Origin of the sequence: Candidatus Ichthyocystis hellenicum (assembly GCF_001460935.1) — a bacterium.
In the GTDB taxonomy this organism is placed as follows: domain Bacteria; phylum Pseudomonadota; class Gammaproteobacteria; order Burkholderiales; family 2013Ark19i; genus Ichthyocystis; species Ichthyocystis hellenicum.
This window is the reverse complement of sequence record NZ_LN906597.1, coordinates 639,415-659,852: the sequence shown is the minus strand read 5'-3', so window position 1 is coordinate 659,852 and position 20,438 is coordinate 639,415. Positions and strand designations below refer to the sequence as shown.

Genomic DNA, 20,438 nt, shown 5'->3' with positions numbered 1-20,438 from the left:
GAAAGGACTGGGATTATGTCTACAAAAAATGTTTGGTCTGAGTTTCAGGAATCGTCCAAAAAGATCGCTGAAAATAATGCTGACTTGCTAAGACAGTCTGGCGAGCGGTTAAATAATGCCGTTTCAAACAGTAACCACTACATGGCCGAAGTTGTGTCTGATATGGGATCAGCTGTAAAAAGTGAGGGTATTTGCTCCTGCTTTTCCAGCCAAGCTCAAGAGCTACAACCGACAATGAGAAAATTGCTAGGCGTTGCACGAGAAAATTGCGATGCCACACTAGGAATAGCAGAGGATTCTACACGTGCCGCAGAAAAAAATCTTCTTGAGGTAGGAAAAGTAGCAAATAGCATGATAGACGAACAATCCAAACAAATGGTTCCTCCGCAAGGGGATATGTGGAGTGCTTCTGGAAAACAAGCTTTGTCGTTCTGGATGGATTCATGTAACTGGATAATTCAGTCCTCACGCCAGGGCATAGAAGCTGTACGCTCAGCTTTTGCTGCCCATGTTACAGAACCAGCCCACGCTGTTGTCACTCCCAACCCGGGGCAAGGAAATACTCACCATAAGAAGTAGGATGCCTTCATTCGCGAAGAAATTTTAGACCGGGCTTGCATCCTTCTTGTTTCTGAAGAATCTTACAACGCCGTAGTCTTCGCCTGACCTGCTGGGAGGGGCTTTTTCTCCCCCTCCCCAAGCATGACCGAAAATTAATTCCCATGTCAGTGGTAGTCCTTTGTCATGACGTATTGTTTCATACTTATCAACTGCTATTTTCCACGCCGCCCTCGACAATAACCCTTGTCTCTTGCCGTTGGTAGTAACGTGAAATACTCCTATTTTTTTCAGATCTTTGCAAAGACTAATGAAGTCGCTATATATTGTCTGTCTTATATCTACATCAACCACAACATCTTGGAAACCGGCTTGAACAAGTTCATCGGCAATATCATGCATATCAGGAAACAGCTCGGTATGTGCATGCGAATCAGCAAAAGAAAATACCCACCGAATTTCACGAAAAGTATCCGGACCTAGCAATGAGAACAAAAAAACACCATCTGGCTTTAATACCCGCCTCCACTCACGAAAAACAGCTCGTCGATCAACTATGCACGGCAAAACTAGGTTGGCAATCATAACATCTACAGAACGTGATGCCAGAGGTAATTTTTTAACATCAGCATTAATACAGTCTAAACGATAGTTTTTAAAGTACGACTTAATAAAAGAAGGACGATAAAGTGACCTTGCTTCCCGCAAAAACCGCTCCACTAAATCCACAAGTATCCAGTGACCGTTATTAAACACAGGATAAAAAACAGGGAAAGCACCCCCCGGACCCGAAGCAAGATCCAGGATTAAAGGAGAAGACGGTTTGCGAATACCCTGAAGACGATCACACAAAGACTGAGCCACCAGACGATAAAGACCCAAATCAACATCAACTCTGCCAAACAATCCCATATGCCTAAAACATCGTAAAAACTAAGACAAAACAAAACTCACACCTCATTCAACTGACCTTCGCAAAAAAGAAGGAATATCCAAAACCTCTACCCCGCCTCCTCTACCAGATCTATCATGAATTGATCCAGATGAAGTTACCCTCTGCTCTCTTCTACGAATTACAGCAGGAGCATCAAAATTATCATAATCTATTTGACCAGATGATGAAGACAAAGAAACCACCTGACGCCTGTCAGCAAGATTAGGATCCACTGTAGGAGCAACTTCCGACAAACCTGTTGCTACCACTGTCACTCGCAAATCATCACCTATTTCACTATCATAAACAGCACCGTAAATAATCGTTGCATCTTCCGCCGCATAAGAACGTATAATGTTCATTACTTCCTTCGGCTCTCTCAGCTTCAGTGACAACTCGGATGACGTAATATTAACTAGCAAACCACGAGCACCAGACAAGTTGATCCCCTCCAACAGCGGACAAGAAATAGCTCTCTCAGCTGCAACGCGAGCCCTATCTGGTCCTGAAGCAACCGAAGATCCCATCATGGCGCGACCATTTTCGCTCATCACCGTACACACATCCTGAAAGTCAACATTTATCATCCCTGGAGAATTAATAATCTCAGCAATACCTGCAACAGCATTGCAAAGAATAGTATCAGCCGCTCTAAAAGCTTCCTTCTGTGTAATATCTTCACCCAATACTTCCTGAAGTCTCTCGTTCAAAACAACTATCATAGAGTCCACAGACGAAGATAGCTCTTCAATCCCCTGAGAGGCCACACGCATCCTCTTCATACCCTCGAACTCAAACGGTTTGGTAACAACACCAACGGTCAAGATACCCATTTCACGAGCAACTTCAGCAATAACTGGAGCAGCACCAGTACCCGTTCCTCCACCCATACCTGCCGTCACAAAAACCATGTGAGCACCGCGAATGGCATCTGCAATTCTTTCTCGATCACTTAACGCCGCCTCCCTACCAACAGTAGGATTAGCACCAGCACCTAAACCCGTTTCACCGAGCTGAATCAGGACAGAAGCCCCGGTACGAGCCAAAACTTGCGCATCAGTATTAGCGCAAATGAAATCCACACCCTGTATGCCCTGATTAATCATATGGCTTACTGCATTCCCACCGGCACCACCAACACCAATTACACGAATAATGGTATTTTCTCGCTTCTCTTCTAAGTAAACCATTTCCTCCTCCGGGAATAAAATTCTAAAAATTTTCCTTAAACCAAGTCTGGATGCCTGAAAAAAAACCCAAAATGGGTGCAAAAATTGCAGTCTTCTTAGGGTCACTCTGCTCCATGTAACACTGATCACGAGCCTCTATCAACAAACCGTAAAGAGTTGACAAAGAGGGTGAACACACTTTATCAGACAACGGACCAATGTATCGTGGGCGACCAATCCTAACTGGAATTCTGAAAATTCTCTCTGCCAATACCTCAATACCCGTCATTTCAGCAGTCCCCCCAGTGATAACAATACCCGAAGATAAAACATCCTCAAATCCATGATATATCAATTCATCGCGAATAAGCTCGAATAACTCCTCTAGCCGCGGCTGTATTACACCAGCAAGAACAGCAGCGGAAAAACATTTATCAGCACGATCTCCTATACTAGGAACTGAAATTTGTTCATCATCCGAAACTAACTCACAAAGGGCACAGCCATACTGACACTTTATTGCCTCAGCATCTTTCATCGGCGTATGCAAAGCAATAGCAATATCGCTAGTCACTTGACTACCAGCAATGGGAATAACAGAAGTATAACGCACAGCACCCCCAACAAAAACCATCAAGTCTGTCGTACCAGCACCGATATCTATTAAGCAAACACCAAGATCTTTTTCATCAGAGGTCAAAGTAGACTGACTTGAAGCAAAAGGCTGAACAACAAGATCTTCTATCTCTAAATTACATCTTCGCACACACTTGATTATATTTTGGGCAGCAGAAATTGCGCCAGAAACGATATGGACATTAACTTCCAGACGAACACCACTCATACCCAATGGATCTTTTACACCACTTTGCCCGTCAACTGTAAACTCTTGTGTCAAAATATGCAAAACATCCTGATCTGCTGGGATTAGCACAGCACGTGCTGTTTCAATAACGCGGTCTATGTCACCGCGCTGAACCTCACGATCTTTTATTGCTACCATACCGTGTGAATTCATCCCTCTGACATGCCCACCAGTAATACCAGCACAAACCAATGATACTTGAGTATTGGCCATGTTCTCAGCATCTTTGACTACCTGCTGAATAGCATAAACAGTTGATTCAATATTAACAACCACTCCCTTCTTCAGTCCGTGAGAAGGACACAAACCAAAACCAATAACACGAGGAGAGGAATCAATGGAAGATATTTCAGCAACAGCGCACGCTACCTTTGAGGTACCAATGTCAATCCCAACAACAATGCCATTCAAATCCCGATTGCGGCTCATCCGTAGCCCCTTTTTAATAACATTCGACCATACTTCTCACTAAAACTCACAGAAAAACCATTCGGATAACGCAAATCTACAGACCTAATTTCATTTTTATCAACATTCAAAATCTTATAACTTTCAGCAAATCGCTGTACTCTGCCAATTGCACGATCTTGTTTGAAGTCTGACCCAACTCTTATAACCATGCCGCTTTTCAGGACAATTTCCCAAGAATAAGTTGGTGATAGATTAATTTTACTAATACTAAGATGAATAGGATTCAAAATTTCTTCCAATTGTCTATATGCTAATATCATTTCCTGGTGAGTTCCTTCTGGCCCAAATAAAACAGGAAAATTACCATCCACCGTACCAGAAAATAAAACACCCTCCCTACTTATCAACCTATCCTTTCCCCACCTCACTACTGGCACATGCTCATAAAGAGTTATAAAAATACGCCAGGGCCACAAACGCTTAACCGTTGCGTGTGATACCCACGGAATTAATTCAAATGAATATCGCAACCTATCCAAATCAATCCCAAAAAAATTTCCGCATATAGAATTTATTGCCACTTCCCTTAGCTGATTCAAATCAATATGATGCCAATAACCCTGAATTAAAACCTGATCTATAGAAAAAGATGATTGCCGCTTTACCCATGACCATGCCGCTGTTAAGTAAGTAATAAAACTTAAAACAATTAAAACAGCAGATATCTGATTTAACCAAGACGGCTTATCCCACACGACAATTCTCCAACAAATTCACCAAAAATTCCTCTAGAGTAATATTAGCTGCCCGCAAAGCCATCGGATACAAAGAATGGGGAGTTAATCCTGGAGCAATATTCATTTCCAAAAGATACACCTTATCTTCTCTAGCAATAGCATCAACACGTCCCCAAAAGTGACAGCCTATAGACTTAGCCGCTGAAACAGTAGCAGACCTAAACTCATCATCCAGATGGACTGGAATATCAGATGGACAGTAATACTTAGTACGATTACCAAAATACTTTTCGTAGTAATCATATACTGTTCCTGGATGATCAATACGAATCACCGGAAGTGCATCATCATAATAAATACCGCAAGTGAGCTCATAACCATCAATAAACTCTTCTAATATCAAATAATCATCAAGTTTCTTAGCTTCATCATATGCAGCTAGCAAATCAGATTCGTCACTGATTGTGTACACACCATTTGTCGAGCCACCCCGCATAGGTTTAATAATTAACTGAGCACCCAGTTGATGAAAAAAATCTACACACTCCCTATAGTTTGAAACTAATCTCCCTCTTGGAACAGATAAACCCACACTCTGCCAAACTAACTTACTCAACCACTTATTAAAACCTTGAGTAGCAGCCAAAGCTCCAGACCCGGTATAAGGAATTTTCATTAAATCCAATAATCCCTGAATACGTCCGTCCTCACCATTTTTACCGTGAGCTATAATCAGGGCACGAGAAAACCCTTCTGCCCTAAGATCAAAAACTCTATCAGTTCCAATATCTACTACATCAAAAATCATCTCTAGGTTGGTCATAAGCGCAGCAACCTGATCAAGACTCATTAATGAAATTTCTCTTTCATGGGAATCACCGCCAACCAAAACTGCAACTCGCCCAAGATTACGGGAACGAATAATCAAATCATTATTTTCTTTCATAACCCGCTCTGGAAAAAATAATAGACTTCAACTTACTAATAGACCCAGCTCCCATAATTAAAATAACATCACCGTTACATACTATATCTCCTATGACACTGTAAGCATCATCCAAGCTTTCAACAAAATAAGGAGAAACAGTAGCTCCATTGGCAAACATTGCTTCTATCAATTTTTTTGACAAACACTCCTCTTGTATTATCTCCTCACCAGCAGTATAAACAGGCAACATAATCAACTCGTCCACACTGGACAAAACAGTAACAAATTCCTGAAATAAATCTATTGTTCGAGTTACTCGATGCGGCTGAAAAACTAGGATAATCCTCCTATTTTTTAATACTTGTCTAATAGCTTTAGTAGTAACAGCAATCTCTACAGGGTGATGTCCATAATCATCAACCAAACTACATAAACATCCGTACAAACAAACATTATCGTATCTCTGTAATCGCCGAGAAATTCCTGAAAAATTAAGCAAGGCCTTTCGAATAAATTTATCATCTACCTCAAGTTGTCTACAAACACCAATTGCTGCCAAACAATTAAGTACATTATGTTCGCCGATCAATGGAGTATCAACTGAAAGAGACGGAAACCCATCCTGCTCAACAATAAAGGATGAGCCAGACAAATTGATAGAACAATTCTTAGCTCTAATATCACTTGTGGATGAAAATCCGTATTTAAAAAATGGCCTTGTTACACTAGGCAACAAAAATTTAATATTCGGATCGTCATTACATAAAAAAGAAAATCCATAAAAAGGAATACTGTCAATAAACTCTAAAAAGGCCTGTAGCAACCTATTGAAGTCATGATCATAAGTTTGCATATGATCTGAATCTATATTCGTCACAACATTTATTACGGGACGAAACAATAAAAAAGTTCTATCAGATTCATCAGCCTCAACCACAATATCTTCCCCTTTACCTAAGGAAGCCCCGTGGTTGTGATCACCTAAACAACCTCCAATAACAAACGTTGGATCTCGACCAGAACAACATAAAATCTCTACAATCAAACTAGTTGTAGTAGTTTTTCCATGAGTTCCAGCAACTGCAATACCTCTTTTGAGTCTCATTAAATCAGATAACATTTTTGCGCGAGGAATAACAGGAATCGATCTTCTAAGACCTTCAACTATCTCAACATTATCAATACTGATAGCAGAAGATTGCACAATAATTTGAGAATTCCCTATATTGCTAGCATCGTGCCCAATAAATATAACTGCCCCTAGTCTAAAAAGCCGATCGGTAACCTCTGTAGGAGTAATATCAGAACCAGAAACTGTGTATCCCAATTCCATTAGAACTTCCGCAATCCCACTCATACCGGAACCGCCAATACCAACAAAATGAACATGATTAATTTTGCGTTTCATCACCTATACCACACGTCTCTAGTAATAACAAACTATATAACTTTTCAGTAGCCACTAACTTATTTCTAAAACTACAAACCAAAATACCTCTATGACATACTATTAATACTTCAACTGCTTTTTACAAAACACTACTCAACAGTTATTTATCTTTTTGGAAAATTTTCACTACAGCATTGAGCTATGGCTTTCTGTGCAGTACCTACTACAAAACACTGTCCTATATTTCTACGGAAAGATTAAATTAGCGGCAATTTATTATTCTTAGTATTCAAATTTATACAAAAATCAACAAGCCTTTCCAAAATAGGTAAAGTAACTAACGAAATATTTTTTGCATAACAAAAAACACCAATAGAATCGTATTATGATGTTTTATACTTAGACAAAAGAACCTGATAACACTCTTCAACTATTTCTCGTGCCGCTTGAGTCTTTGATATACTGCGTGCCCTTTCAGCCATTTCCAGGCATCTACCACGAGTAAGAGACGACAAAAAATCAGATAACCACTCAGCAGTCAAATTATCTTGACATAAAACATAAGCCGACCCCGCCGACACACAAAACTGTGCATTCAGCATTTGATGATTATCAACAGCATAAGGGTATGGAATAAACAGAGCAGCCAAACCGAGCACAGTTAACTCCGTCACCGTCATAGCTCCAGCACGGCAAATCACAAAATCAACATCCCTATATATTTCAATAATATCACTTGTAAATTCAAATACCTTTACCGTCTCATAAGTACCGTAAGCATCCCTAACACTACTTTCTCTTCCGAATCCAGTTTGATGATAGATAACAGGCCTATTTGTCAATGGCAAAAGATTAACCGCTTTAGGAACAATTTGGTTAAGAACTACAGCGCCTTTTGACCCACCCAAAACTAGCACTCTAAGTGAGCCATTACGACCTTTAAAACGAACATATGGCTCCTGCTCTCTTAAAAACTCCGGTCGCACAGGATTGCCAACATAAAAACTATTTGGTAAAACTTTTGGAAAAGCGCAAAAACGAAGCCGAGCCAGCGGCGAACAAACCCTGTTAGCCATACCAGCAATTGCATTCTGTTCATGAATAACAAATGGTATTCGCAATAAAAACGCAGCTAGGTATACAGGAAAACAAACATAACCACCCATGCCTAAAACAAAATCTGGACAAACTCGGCGCAAAAAGCTCAGAGATCTATACAAAGAACAAGATAACGTTATAGGCAATTTAAGCCAACTAAAAATACCACTATTACGGACAGCACGAAAATTTACTGACAAAAAAGGAATATTATTTTCCGAAACAATTTTATACTCCATACCAAAATCATTTCCCAACCAAAATACTTTTTCCCCTTTTTGCAAAAAAACATTAGCTAACACTAAGCCAGGAAAAATATGACCACCGGTACCTCCAGCAATAATGCAAATACGGCTCACTGTGTTATCCCCCTCATCAAACAACGATTCTCCCAATCAACACGAAAAAGAATCCCCAGAGCGATACCATTACTCAGTAGAGCTGAACCACCATAACTCATTAGCGGCAAAGTAAGTCCTTTTGTAGGTAAGAGACCCATATTAACGCCAAGACTTACTATGCTCTGAAACCCCAAGCACACACCAATACCCTGAGCCATCATGCCGGAAAAAGACCTACCCAAAGCAATCGATTGCCACCCTATGTCTAGAGCACGGTAAGTTAAAAACGCCAGTAACGTAATCAAGACAAAAACACCAATGAATCCAAGTTCTTCGGCAATAACCGCCACCAAAAAATCACTATATGCCTCTGGCAAATAAAATAACTTCTCGATTGAACCTCCCAATCCAGTACCAAACACACCCCCTCTACCAAAAGCGATTAAAGCATGAACCAATTGATAACCTTTACCTAATTCATCCGCCCACGGATCAATAAAGTTAAATAAGCGCTGGCGACGGTACTGAGAAAAAATAATTATGCAAGCAAAAGACAAAGCAAGGACAATCATAAGCACAATAAATATACGAGGATTGATCCCCCCTAAGAACAAAATTGCCATTGCAGTAACAACAATAACAACAAAAGCACCAAAATCAGGTTCTCTCAACAATAGTGCCCCAACAATGACCATTACAATTACCATCGGCAGAAAACCTGATCTAAAGCTGTGCATCATAGCAGCGCGACGCACCGTATAATCTGCAGCGTAAAAAATTGCCAACAACTTCATAAATTCCGATGGCTGAACAGACAAGAATTTCATATGAATCCATCGCCGTGAACCATTAACTGAGTAACCTATATGAGGAAACAAGACAACCACCAAAAATATAAGACCGATAAAAAACATCATCGGAGCTGATTTTTGCCACCACCGAGAAGGAACATGAAAGGACAAGAATCCGATTAATGACGCATATAACAAGTACAATAAATGACGAACAGCATAGTGATGAGGATTTGCGCCATTGGTCTCGGCATCAGCAACAAAGATACTGGCTGAGTACACCATAACCAAACCCCACAATGCCAATGAAAAAACCACCAATAACAGCGTTTTATCAATGGGTATAGAGAATAGGCTATTATTTTTATGCTGATACCCCATCACTACCTCTTTTTGGAGAAGCTACCAAATTGCAAACATATTGGCAAAATAAATTCCCTCTAGCCTGAAAATCGCGAAATTGGTCAAAACTAGAACAAGATGGTGACAGCAACACCGTATCCCCCGGGAGCGCACAAGAAAATGAAGCGTCGACAGCTTCCTTTAAATTATCAACGCGAACAATAGGAACAGCACCATATATACTCTTGATAATAGCAAAAGCATCTTGCCCAAAAACAAATACCATCTTGACGCGATGAGCAACGACCCCGCGTAAAGACGAAAAATCTTGACCCTTGGCAATACCACCAAGGAGAAGAATGACACGACCATAGAAATTCTGCAATGAAACAGTTGTTGCGCCAACATTAGTTGCCTTTGAGTCATTGTAAAAACTAACTCCTCCGTAGGTAGCAACATAAGTATTTCTATGAGGTAATGGTTCAAATTTCGACCAAGACGGTGTCGAATTAAAAATCTCATCCCCGACCATTGCATAACAAACTGACAGCGCTGCCAACATATTATAGCGATTAGCAACCCCAAACAGAGAAAATGAATCCAAACTCCCAATTATAGATTGATGATAAAAAATACTATTATCTTTGATAGTAAAATCACTATCATCTTCATGCAACGAATAATGAATAGAAGGAGCGTCACAAGATATAAGCTCATGTAAAAACTCATCATCATCATTAATCACCAACATCGATGAACAATCGTGAACTCTATACTTGGCATTTCGATAGGAGACAAAATCACCGTGGTAGTCTATGTGGTCAGAAACAATATTGAGAAATGTACTCACATCCTTGCGCAAACTAAAAGTATTTTCAAGCTGAAAACTAGATAGCTCCAAGACTAAAAAATCCGGCCAACTTATCATTGAAGAGTAAAAATCTAAAACAGGATATCCAATATTACCTATAGTAACAGCGCTGTATCCTAAAAATTGGAGCAAATGAGCAACAAGTGAAACCGTAGTAGTCTTTCCATTAGAGCCTGTGATAGCAATAACCTTAGAAAACTTACTAGGATTAAGCTGGGCAAAAAGTTCTATCTCCCCAAAAACAGGAATACCAGCTTCTACAAACGGACGTATCTCATCACGACTACGAGATAAACCAGAAGATAAACACACACAGTCAAATGAACTGCTGTCTACAAATAATGATCCACATTGAACTGGCAATTCAGGAAACTGACGCTGACACTCTGCATAATAGGGAGGACAAACACGATCATCAACTACACTAATTGATCTCACATATGGATACAAAAACTTGACCATGGAAAAACCAGATAATCCAAGCCCCATAACAACAACGCGCTTATCAACCAGGCGCACCAAAAAGTCACTTTGAAAAAAAATATCTTCTTTAAAATCACGAGACATATATGGATAAAATCATGAGTTAAAAAATAAAAACACGGCAGCCACAAAAAACACCATAGCCAAAATCCAAAATCTCACCACTATAGTCGTTTCAGAACAACCATTTAGCTCGAAATGATGATGAAACGGAGCCATAAGAAATACCTTTTTCTTGAATAAGCGTCTCGAGAGAACCTGAACAATTACAGACAAAGTTTCAGACACAAAAATTAAAGAAAGAACAAAAAAAACGATCTCTTGGCGAAAAATAATGGCCAAAGCACCCAAAACAGCACCCAAAGACAAAGAACCAACATCACCCATGAAAATACGAGCAGGATGAACGTTAAACCATAAAAAACCTAATCCTGACCCAATTAGAGCAGTACAAAATACCAAAACTTCATTGATCCCAGCAGCTAATGATAAAAAATCGAGCTCAGCTTTGTGAACATGCGTCATAAGAGCTGCTAGTAAAGCAAAAAAAGAAACAGACAAAATAACAGGAAAAATTGCTAAACCATCTAGACCATCAGTAAGGTTAACGGCATTAGCCGATCCAACCAAAACGAAATAACTAAGAACACAAAATCCTACAACCCCCGCTGGGTAACGAACGAAACCATGATAAGGAATAGACAAATAAGAAAAGATATCAACCGGTATACTTCTAGACAAGCAAAGCAAAAAAACAATGACCACAACAGCCAACAATGATTGCAAAAAATATTTATGAATCGCCGACAGTCCGTGGTACGATCTACCGGTCATCTTCCTATAGTCGTCCCAAAACCCAATTCCTCCGTACGACCACATAACAAAAAGCAATGTGATTACGAAGCGATTGGCAATCTTTGTCCAAATTGAGCAAGAAACGGTAACCAAAAAAATGACTAAAACACCACCCATAGATGGTGTTCCTTCTTTGGAGTAATGAGATGATGGACCAAACTCACGAATACTCTGATCTATATTATGTCTCTGCAGAAATCCTATGAAAGGCTTGCCCAAAATTAGTGCTGCCAAAAAACTGGTCATAAATGAGGCAAAACTACGAATAAAAAGGGTGGAGCTAGAACAGGGCAATAATGGCAACAGAACCATCAGCCCTCTCCTTTTTCAACCAATTCCGCCACCACTTGTTCCATCCGCATAAAACGGGAACCTTTAACCAAAACAATCACATCAGCAGCAATACACAATTTTAAAGAAGCAACCAGCTGCTCTACGGTACGACAACAAATAGCTTCCTTACCAAAAAATGGAGCCATAGAAGTAGCATCACTACCTATTAAAAATAGTTTGCTAACCCCATTGTAACGAGCATAACGAACAATTTCTTGATGAACTTTCGGTGAAAATGAACCCATTTCCGCCATATCACCCATAACCAAAAATTTCCTTCGTTTAGAAAAGGAAGAGACAAGAGCATCAATAGCAAAACGGGTAGAATCAGGATTAGCATTATAAGTATCATCTATTAGCTCACATCCCAAAATACCTTTCAGATAATTCAAGCGACCACTGATAGCGGAAAATTTGGATAAAGCATAAGCAATAACATCACCGGAAATACCTAAAGTCACCCCCACAGAAAAAGCAGCCATGGCATTCATGACATTATGTGCACCAAACAATGATAAATGGAACCTATAACTCCTATTTTTATAAAATATCTCAACCACTTGCCCATTACTACGTGTATGTGCAACAGCAGAAACATGACTGTTGTAGCGATGCCCAAACCAAATTTGACGACGAGAAGATGATTGCTGCACATACCAAGGGAAAAATCCATCGTCGTGATTAATAATGCAAACACCAGACTCTGAAGTAAGACTGTAAGCCTCCCCATTCTCCCTTGCAATAGCCTCCAAGGATTTCATAAATCCAATATGCTCCCGAAACGTATTTGTAACCACGGAAATAGTAGGTTTAACTGCTGTAAGAAGAGAACACATCTCCCCAGGATGATTCATCCCAACCTCGACAACAGCAACTCGATGTCTTGAGTTAAGATTAAATAAGCTCTTGGGAACTCCTATATGATTATTAAAATTGCCAATTGTATCCAGATAATTACCTGCCCCAAACGCCTCCTCGAGAATAGTGGAAATCATAGAACGCACCGTAGTTTTACCATTACTTCCGGCTATACACACCACAGGAATAGAAAAATTGTTACGCCACTGAGCTGCCATCAATAACAATGCTTTAGTGGTATCTGGAACCACTACAGCAGATGCATTAGTCGGCAATAACTCTGGCGATGAAACTAGAAAGGCAAGAACACCCTTTTTCTCTGCCATTTCCAAAAAATTATGCCCATCAAAACGAGAACCTTTCAGGGCAACAAACAATACTAAAGAAGAGTCTTCAGATAGACTGCGCGTATCAGTCTCGACACCATGAAAGGTTAAATCTTCACCATAGTGCTCACCGCCCAATACAGCAGCCAAACGAGACAATTTCATTTTAATCATTACCTTTTCCTCCTCGCTAATGCTTCGCTAGCTATTACCCTATCCGAAAATAGATGTCTAACAGAATCTATTTCTTGATAATCTTCATGCCCTTTTCCCATTATGACCACAACATCACCCGCTCTAACCGACAAGATGGTACTAACAATGGCATCATATCTATCATAAATCACATAAACAAACGGAGCATCATGACATCCTGGCAAAATATCACGTATAATCCGCGCTGACTCTTCACCCCTAGGATTGTCTTCCGTCAAAATAACTTGATCAGCATATGAACAGGCTACGGCGCCCATTTGAGGGCGTTTTGATCGATCTCTATCACCACCACAACCAAAAATACAAACCAATCTCTGATCAATATTCATCCAGCTTCTCAATGTACTCAAAACAGCAGCCATAGCATCTGGAGTATGCGCATAATCTACCCAAACAAAACAATCATCACCTTCTCCATGAATAGGTTCCAATCGTCCAGGCAATCCAGGCAAACTCCTAGCATAGAACAATGATTCTTTCCATTGCGCCCCCTGAACCACTAGCACCGATAAAACAGCTAAAAAATTCGAGAGACTGTGCAAACCATATATTGGCAATGAAATTTGCATTTCTTCACCAAACACAGATATCTTACAGACAATCCCAGACTCACTTGTAGTTATATCAGAGGCTGTAACATCATGACTAAATTCTGGGTCTATCCCAAACGTTACCCAACTACTACGGCCGCTGTTGTATGAAGAATTAAGAAACCTACCAAATGGATCGTCACTATTAACCACTGCACAACTGAAATCCCGCTGAAATAACATTTCTTTGGAGCGAGCATAATTATCATTAGTTTTATGATAGTCCAAATGATCAGTCTGCAAATTGGTTAACACAACTACATCAACATCTATGCCTTGAAGTCTCGATTGTTCCAACCCAATAGATGACGCCTCCAATGCCACATGAGTAACTCCATGTTTTTCAAAATGCGACAAATAGCTATGTAGAGATACTGTATTCGGTGTAGTCAAACCATGAGGCCTTAAATCACCGCACTTCCCCCAACCCAAAGTACCGATAGAAGCACCAGAATAGTTGCACCGATCGTATAGGAAAGACAACCATGATACAGCGGTTGTTTTTCCATTAGTTCCGGTAACAGCCGTAACGTGCAACCGAGACGAGGGGTGGTGATACACATACTGAGCTATTTCACCTAAGTATTCAACAATATTTGAACACCCTATGTGAGGACATATAATATCCTCTGACCAAACAAAATTATCACCACTTTCATAAATAACAGCGGCACAGCCACGAAACACTGCTTCACGTATGTAACGACGTCCATCTGAAGATATACCTGGATATGCTAAAAAAACATCACCAACCTGAACTTCTCGTGAGTCCGAACTTATACTCTCCACAGATGCCAAACCTTGGCAGAGCAATTTCTCAAAAATAGCAGCAACATTCATTAATACTACTCAATGGAAAACATCTGGCTCATCTCGGTCGGGAGAAATAATAAACCTACGCAACGCAGACAACATTATTGTATGAAAAACAGGAGCAGCAACACTGCCACCATAATGATTAACTCCCTTGGGATCGTCAATCATAACGCCAACTACGAAACGTGGATGTGAGAGAGGAGCCAAGCCCACAAACGAAGCAACGTATCGGTGGACATAACGGCCACCGCGTACCTTATATGCCGTACCAGTCTTTCCTCCAACACGGTAGCCATCAATCTTCGCTCGCAACGCCGTACCACCATTCTCAACAACAGTAGCCAAAATATTAATCATCATGCTCATTGTTTCAGGCGAAAAAACACGAGAACCAACAGCAATTTTGTCAGTCTTTAGAATTGTCAGAGGAATAACCTGCCCTTGCCTAGCAAAAACAGTATAAGCACGAACTAGCTGTGCAAGCGTAACGGAAATTCCCTGACCGTAAGAAATAGTTACCTGTTCAATTTTTCTCCACTTAGAACCCGGCTTAAGAATACCTGCAGCTTCACCGCCAAAACCCAATTCGGTAAGTTGCCCAAATCCCAATTGGTGCAACACTCTCCACATGGAAGCACAACTTAGCATCAAAGCAATCTTAGACATACCTATGTTACTTGACTTCTGTACAATCTGAGTAACCGTAAGATGATCAGTTGGATGCATATCAGAAATTCGGGATGTCCCGACTCTAAAATGTCCCCCTTCAGTATTTATAACTGTGCCCGGGATCACTTTATGCTGTTCAAGAGCCAATGATACGGCAAAAGGTTTCATCGTTGACCCAGGTTCGAACATATCAGTAAAAGCACGATTACGAAAATTAGACCACCTAAAGTAGCGACGGTTATTTGGGTTCAGTGAAGGAACATTAACCAGTGCTAAAATTTCACCGGTTAATGTATCAACTACCATAGCTGAACCTGCTGCAGCCCCAGTTTCTTTAACTTTTTCCAACAACGCATTATATGTCTCCTCTTGCAGATTATGGTCAATAGACAACACCACATCCTTGCCCTGTACTGGAACTCTAATTGCCTCAACATCATCAACTGCTCGGCCCTTTCTGTCGCGCAAAACACGCCGAGATCCAGATGTACCACGAAGAACATTCTCAAAAAGTCGTTCTACTCCACTTTGACCTAAATCATTAACGTCATTTATACCTACCAGCTGAGCAGCACTTTCTCGTGCGGGATAGTATCTTTTGTAGTCTCGTTGTAGATAAATACCAGGAACATCAAGATCAGCAATTTGGTGGGCAATCCTAGGGGGTACATTTTTTTTTACGCATACCCAATCTGAATGCGAATGAATCTTATCTTGGAAAAATGAATCTTTGACATTCAATAATTTTTTCAGAGAATAGAATCGTCGTTGTCGATCCGCATCATCTTTGAAACGTCCCAACGAAAAATCTGACGGGGATAACCATACAGAACGCACGGGAACACTCATTGCTAAAACAACCCCGGATCTATCCAGTATACGTCCACGGCTAGCAGGTATATCAACAACATGACTGCTAATCGCCTGGCCTTTCTTAAGTAAGTAATGATCAAGAACAGCTTGCAAATAAATGGCCCGCAACAGCAATATAGAAAAACCTAAAAAAAAACAACCATGTACGAAATTAGTGCGCCAACGGGACAAGTACCCGGCTCCCCTTTTGTAATTCTTAAAATAAACCTTAATCATAATTAATTTGCCGATCGTGATGATAAGCGCACAACCCTAGTATTTTTGGGAGCAACCAACCCCAACCTACGACTAGCAATGCCTTGTAGACGAAATCGCATACTGTAAGCTGTCTCCTCCAACTGTAGCTGCGAGAATTTAACATCCAACTCCCTAGCAATAGACTGTTGCTGGGTTATGGAAAAATACAACTTACGTGCTTGATAACGCGAAAAAACTAGCCCCATTGACGTTGCAAGCAAAATAATAACCAACAGCACATCCAGCCGCCCCAAGCGCACACAATCACTCCCATATTTTTTCTGCCACACGTAAAATAGCACTACGAGACCGCCTATTTCCACCTATCTCATCGTCATCGGGACGAAATTTGCCGATAATTTTCATAGACGGACTCGGCATATCACTCTCCCGTAAAGGGAGGTTTCTGGCAACATTCGGCTTAGACATAGATCTGATAAACTGCTTAACTATTCTATCCTCCAACGAATGAAAGCTTATCACTATTAGACGTCCACCCCTAACCAACAAACTGCATGATTGCTGCAGAGCTGATTCTAGCTCTTCCAATTCATTATTTATGTGTATACGAATAGATTGAAAAACACGCGTTGCTGGATGCTTTCCTTTCTCAGTAAAAGGAACCACCCGGGAGATCAAACTGGCAAGTTGTCCCGTAGTCGTTATCGGATTTTTCTTGCGCTCACAATCTATTTCCGCAGCTATCCTTTTTGCAAAACGCTCTTCACCATAGCTCTTAAATACTGAGGACATTTCAAGAATCGATGCCGTTGAAATCCATTCCGATGCACTTTGACCACAACAATCCATACGCATATCCAACGGACCATTTCGAAGAAAACTAAAACCACGATCAGGATCATCAATCTGCGGACTACTCACTCCCAAGTCCATTACAATATCTGACACACTGTTCACTCCCAAGGCTAACAACTGTTGACGCAATTGACTAAACCTAGAGTGAATGAAAACAAATCTGCCATCATCGATAAGACTAGCGGATTCAGCCGCAAATGGATCTCGGTCGAATGCCCACAAACGACCATCAGCAGGCAATACTGATAAAATAGCCCTGCTATGACCCCCCCTACCAAACGTAGCATCCACAACCATGGAAGCAGGATGCTTCGACAAATGAGAAATAACCAAATGACACAAAACTGAATTATGCGTATATTTATCAGCCAAGATCGAGGATCTCCAATATTCATGAAATTAGACTAACAGGTAAAGTAATGAGCAAAATTATCCTACGAAACTTGGTTAAAAAAGCATTTGTAGGCGTTTATGCCTATGAGCAATACCAAAAACAAACTATATCCATCAATGCAACTTTGCACTTGCCCATAAAACCTCACTCCCCTACCGACTCGAAACCAGAAATTGACTACGATGATATTATATTTGGAATCAATAATATAATAAATAATGAGAAATTTTTATTACTGGAAAGTATGGCTCAACGCCTAATGGCTTACCTGTTTGAGTATCAACTAATTGAGTCTGTTCACCTACAAGTATTTAAGGAACGCCCAGTAGAGTGCATAGAAAGCGTTGGTGTAGATCTATTCAAAACAAGGTCGAACCTAGCTATTGCGCCAGAAAGTGTGATAAATTGCTCAAAAGATGTGGTGGTAGTGAAATCCCATGCACCAAGTGCGGAGTTAGCAACAGATATAATCCAGTGCCTTGTAGAATGCAAACTGGCGGCTTGCGGTAATTTACTGCATTCAGCTGTCACTAGCTACGTTTGGGAAAATAAGATGCACACGCATACTATTTTTCCGTTTGAACTTAAAACAGTTGCCGGTGCAATTAACCCGATCGCAGCCGAAATCGAGAGAAAGCACCCGGACATAGTGCCTGAAATAACCGTACAACCTGTTTCAGGTGGATTAGAAAGTTATTTAAATTGGGTACGTGAAACAGTAAAGGTTTTTCAATGAGAAAGAATTTTGGGTTAGTGGCTTTTTTGTCGTTTTCTTTCCTTCTGATGCTTAGTAATTTCTCCTTTGGTTCAAACTCCCTGGATAATATAAGCTTCAGCAGTGGTAACTCGGCACAAAAAATCATGTCACCTGATGAAGCATTCAAAGTTCAGGCCCACAGAAAAGGCAGTCGTGTAAGTGTCCACATTGAGCCGGCTACAGGCGTATACGTTTACAAAAAAAGCATCTCTATAACAACAATCAACCCCAAAAATGGCACTAAAGTAGGTCAGATTCACTTCCCCTCAGCAAAAATCAAAGCAGATGATCAAGATGGCTCTGTAGAAGTATATGACTCACCAGTGGATATCTCTTTTAATTTTCTCAAACCATCTCATAATCCAATAACAATCTCAGTTGCGTTAAGAGGGTGTTCATCAGCTGGGGTTTGCTACCCACCACAAAAATACACAATCACTTTGCCGTCACCAAACAAAGTTAATAAAACTAAAGCTCAACAAACCGATGGAAGTGACAACTCTGACCCTTTCTTCGAAAAACTGAACATACGTAACAAATTATCCACCCTTCTTTTGTTTTTAGGATTGGGGATCATGTTGACGTTTACCCCTTGCGTTTTCCCCATGATACCAATAATTTCCTCCATTCTTATCGGACAGAAGAAACTGTCCAAATTTCACAGTTTCTTTTTATCGCTAGCTTACACGATGGGAATGTGTCTAACTTACACCATTGTAGGCATTGTCTCTGCCCTAAGCGGAACCTTGTTATCTGCTTGGCTGCAAAATCCGTTTGTTCTCTTCACCTTTGCTACAATCATATCGGCATTGGCGCTATCCCTGTTTGGGGCCTTTGAAATCGGGCTTCCTTCTAGCTTATCTACCAAGATATCAACCCTCAGCGGTCGGTTTGAAGACAATGCCTCCATGGGTGGAACATTTGTAATGGGTGTTCTATCAGCCCTAATAATCGGGCCTTGTGTAGCCCCCCCCCTTGCAGGGACACTGCTATACATAGCTAAGACGGGTAATGTAGTTCTCGGGGGAACAGCACTGTTCATGCTGGCATTAGGGATGGGGATTCCTATAGTAATAGTTGGTCTGTCAGCTGACAAAATACTTCCTAAAGCTGGCGCATGGATGGAAAAGATTAAGCAAATATGTGGTTTTTCGCTACTAGGTCTGGCCGTGCATATTGTATCTCCAGTTATTCCGCAACAAATAGCATCTCTGTCCTACACGCTTTTGCTGCTAGCATGCTGTGTTTGGAGTGGATTCTTCGAAGTAGGAACAACTGCCCCTATAAGATTTATAGGGTTGATCTGCTTACTGTTGGGTGTTCATATTGGTTCCAACTTATCAACGCAATGTACGTCTAATCACTGTGAGCCGTCACTTACCGGGGGCAGTGTTACATCAGCAGAGAGGCAAAAACTCTCATTCAACCAGATTGAATCAACTAAGCAATTAAATCGTATATTAAGTCACCGACAGTTACCCGTACTAATCAAGATAACTGCAAAATGGTGCTCTTCATGCAACAAAATGGAGAAATCAACGTTCGTTAACCCAGATGTCGTCGATAAGCTCAAAAATTTCGATAGATTTATTATTGACGTTTCTGAAAATAATTCCAGCAATCGCAAATTGATGAAAAAGTATGAAGTATTTGGGCCTCCAGCAATAATAATATACGGCAACAAAGAAGAAAGTAAGTACAAAAAATTGATTGGCTTTCAGAGCAGTGACGATCTCTTAAAGGCATTGAAAGACGTGAAGAGCTAGAACATTTTTTTCGA

General features: G+C 40.6%; 18 protein-coding genes. 3 read left to right on the top strand and 15 right to left on the bottom strand.

The window, feature by feature from the left end; translation table 11 throughout:
* Positions 1-15 precede the first annotated feature (15 nt).
* Positions 16-579, top strand: a complete 564-nt coding sequence (locus Arg41_RS03130) for a hypothetical protein (protein WP_092342903.1) — start codon at positions 16-18, stop codon at positions 577-579.
* Positions 580-603: 24 nt separating this feature from the next.
* Here Arg41_RS03130 and Arg41_RS03125 read toward each other — a convergent pair whose 3' ends face one another.
* From Arg41_RS03125 to rsmH, 15 genes are all read right to left on the bottom strand, one after another.
* A complete protein-coding gene (locus tag Arg41_RS03125; protein WP_092342902.1) occupies positions 604-1,470 on the bottom strand; it encodes a methyltransferase domain-containing protein in 867 nt (288 codons plus the stop codon).
* A gap of 45 nt (positions 1,471-1,515) precedes the next feature.
* Complete coding sequence (gene ftsZ, locus Arg41_RS03120; protein WP_092342901.1) at positions 1,516-2,682, bottom strand: cell division protein FtsZ; 1,167 nt, start codon at positions 2,680-2,682, stop codon at positions 1,516-1,518.
* Between the two features lie 22 nt (positions 2,683-2,704).
* Entirely contained in the window at positions 2,705-3,955 is a 1,251-nt protein-coding gene (gene ftsA, locus Arg41_RS03115) for a cell division protein FtsA (protein ID WP_092342900.1), read from the bottom strand.
* Entirely contained in the window at positions 3,952-4,692 is a 741-nt protein-coding gene (locus Arg41_RS03110) for a cell division protein FtsQ/DivIB (protein WP_092342899.1), read from the bottom strand. Before Arg41_RS03110 ends, ftsA begins: the two co-directional genes overlap by 4 nt.
* Complete coding sequence (locus Arg41_RS03105) at positions 4,682-5,620, bottom strand: D-alanine--D-alanine ligase (RefSeq protein ID WP_092342898.1); 939 nt, start codon at positions 5,618-5,620, stop codon at positions 4,682-4,684. The genes Arg41_RS03110 and Arg41_RS03105 overlap by 11 nt, the downstream gene beginning before the upstream one ends.
* The gene (gene murC, locus Arg41_RS03100) at positions 5,607-7,010 is read right to left on the bottom strand and encodes a UDP-N-acetylmuramate--L-alanine ligase (protein ID WP_092342897.1); all 1,404 of its coding nucleotides are present in this window, start codon (positions 7,008-7,010) and stop codon (positions 5,607-5,609) included. The genes Arg41_RS03105 and murC overlap by 14 nt, the downstream gene beginning before the upstream one ends.
* Positions 7,011-7,375: 365 nt before the next feature.
* Positions 7,376-8,449 carry an undecaprenyldiphospho-muramoylpentapeptide beta-N-acetylglucosaminyltransferase gene (gene murG / locus Arg41_RS03095; RefSeq protein WP_157722251.1) on the bottom strand — a complete coding sequence of 358 codons (1,074 nt, stop codon included), beginning with the start codon at positions 8,447-8,449 and terminating at the stop codon, positions 7,376-7,378.
* The gene (ftsW, locus tag Arg41_RS03090) at positions 8,446-9,603 is read right to left on the bottom strand and encodes a putative lipid II flippase FtsW (protein WP_092342895.1); all 1,158 of its coding nucleotides are present in this window, start codon (positions 9,601-9,603) and stop codon (positions 8,446-8,448) included. Before ftsW ends, murG begins: the two co-directional genes overlap by 4 nt.
* Positions 9,587-11,002: a UDP-N-acetylmuramoyl-L-alanine--D-glutamate ligase gene (murD, locus tag Arg41_RS03085; protein ID WP_092342894.1), complete on the bottom strand. Its 1,416-nt coding sequence runs from the start codon at positions 11,000-11,002 to the stop codon at positions 9,587-9,589. Before murD ends, ftsW begins: the two co-directional genes overlap by 17 nt.
* Before the next feature lie 12 nt (positions 11,003-11,014).
* Positions 11,015-12,085, bottom strand: coding sequence for a phospho-N-acetylmuramoyl-pentapeptide-transferase (gene mraY, locus Arg41_RS03080; protein WP_092490461.1), 1,071 nt, complete (start codon positions 12,083-12,085; stop codon positions 11,015-11,017).
* The gene (locus Arg41_RS03075) at positions 12,085-13,464 is read right to left on the bottom strand and encodes a UDP-N-acetylmuramoyl-tripeptide--D-alanyl-D-alanine ligase (RefSeq protein ID WP_092342892.1); all 1,380 of its coding nucleotides are present in this window, start codon (positions 13,462-13,464) and stop codon (positions 12,085-12,087) included. The genes mraY and Arg41_RS03075 overlap by 1 nt, the downstream gene beginning before the upstream one ends.
* A complete protein-coding gene (locus Arg41_RS03070) occupies positions 13,464-14,936 on the bottom strand; it encodes a UDP-N-acetylmuramoyl-L-alanyl-D-glutamate--2,6-diaminopimelate ligase (RefSeq protein WP_092486404.1) in 1,473 nt (490 codons plus the stop codon). Before Arg41_RS03070 ends, Arg41_RS03075 begins: the two co-directional genes overlap by 1 nt.
* A 9-nt stretch (positions 14,937-14,945) precedes the next feature.
* Entirely contained in the window at positions 14,946-16,670 is a 1,725-nt protein-coding gene (locus Arg41_RS03065; protein ID WP_092342890.1) for a peptidoglycan D,D-transpeptidase FtsI family protein, read from the bottom strand.
* Positions 16,671-16,672: 2 nt separating this feature from the next.
* Complete coding sequence (ftsL, locus tag Arg41_RS03060) at positions 16,673-16,951, bottom strand: cell division protein FtsL (protein ID WP_157722250.1); 279 nt, start codon at positions 16,949-16,951, stop codon at positions 16,673-16,675.
* Positions 16,952-16,955: 4 nt separating this feature from the next.
* Positions 16,956-17,879, bottom strand: a complete 924-nt coding sequence (gene rsmH, locus Arg41_RS03055; RefSeq protein WP_157722249.1) for a 16S rRNA (cytosine(1402)-N(4))-methyltransferase RsmH — start codon at positions 17,877-17,879, stop codon at positions 16,956-16,958.
* Positions 17,880-17,926: 47 nt separating this feature from the next.
* Here rsmH and cutA point away from each other — a divergent pair, with 47 nt between their 5' ends.
* Both cutA and dsbD read left to right on the top strand, forming a co-directional pair.
* Positions 17,927-18,637 (top strand): divalent cation tolerance protein CutA, encoded by a 711-nt coding sequence (gene cutA / locus Arg41_RS03050; RefSeq protein ID WP_092342887.1) that lies wholly within the window; start codon positions 17,927-17,929, stop codon positions 18,635-18,637.
* Positions 18,634-20,424: a protein-disulfide reductase DsbD gene (gene dsbD, locus Arg41_RS03045; protein ID WP_092342886.1), complete on the top strand. Its 1,791-nt coding sequence runs from the start codon at positions 18,634-18,636 to the stop codon at positions 20,422-20,424. Before cutA ends, dsbD begins: the two co-directional genes overlap by 4 nt.
* The last annotated feature ends 14 nt before the right edge of the window (positions 20,425-20,438 follow it).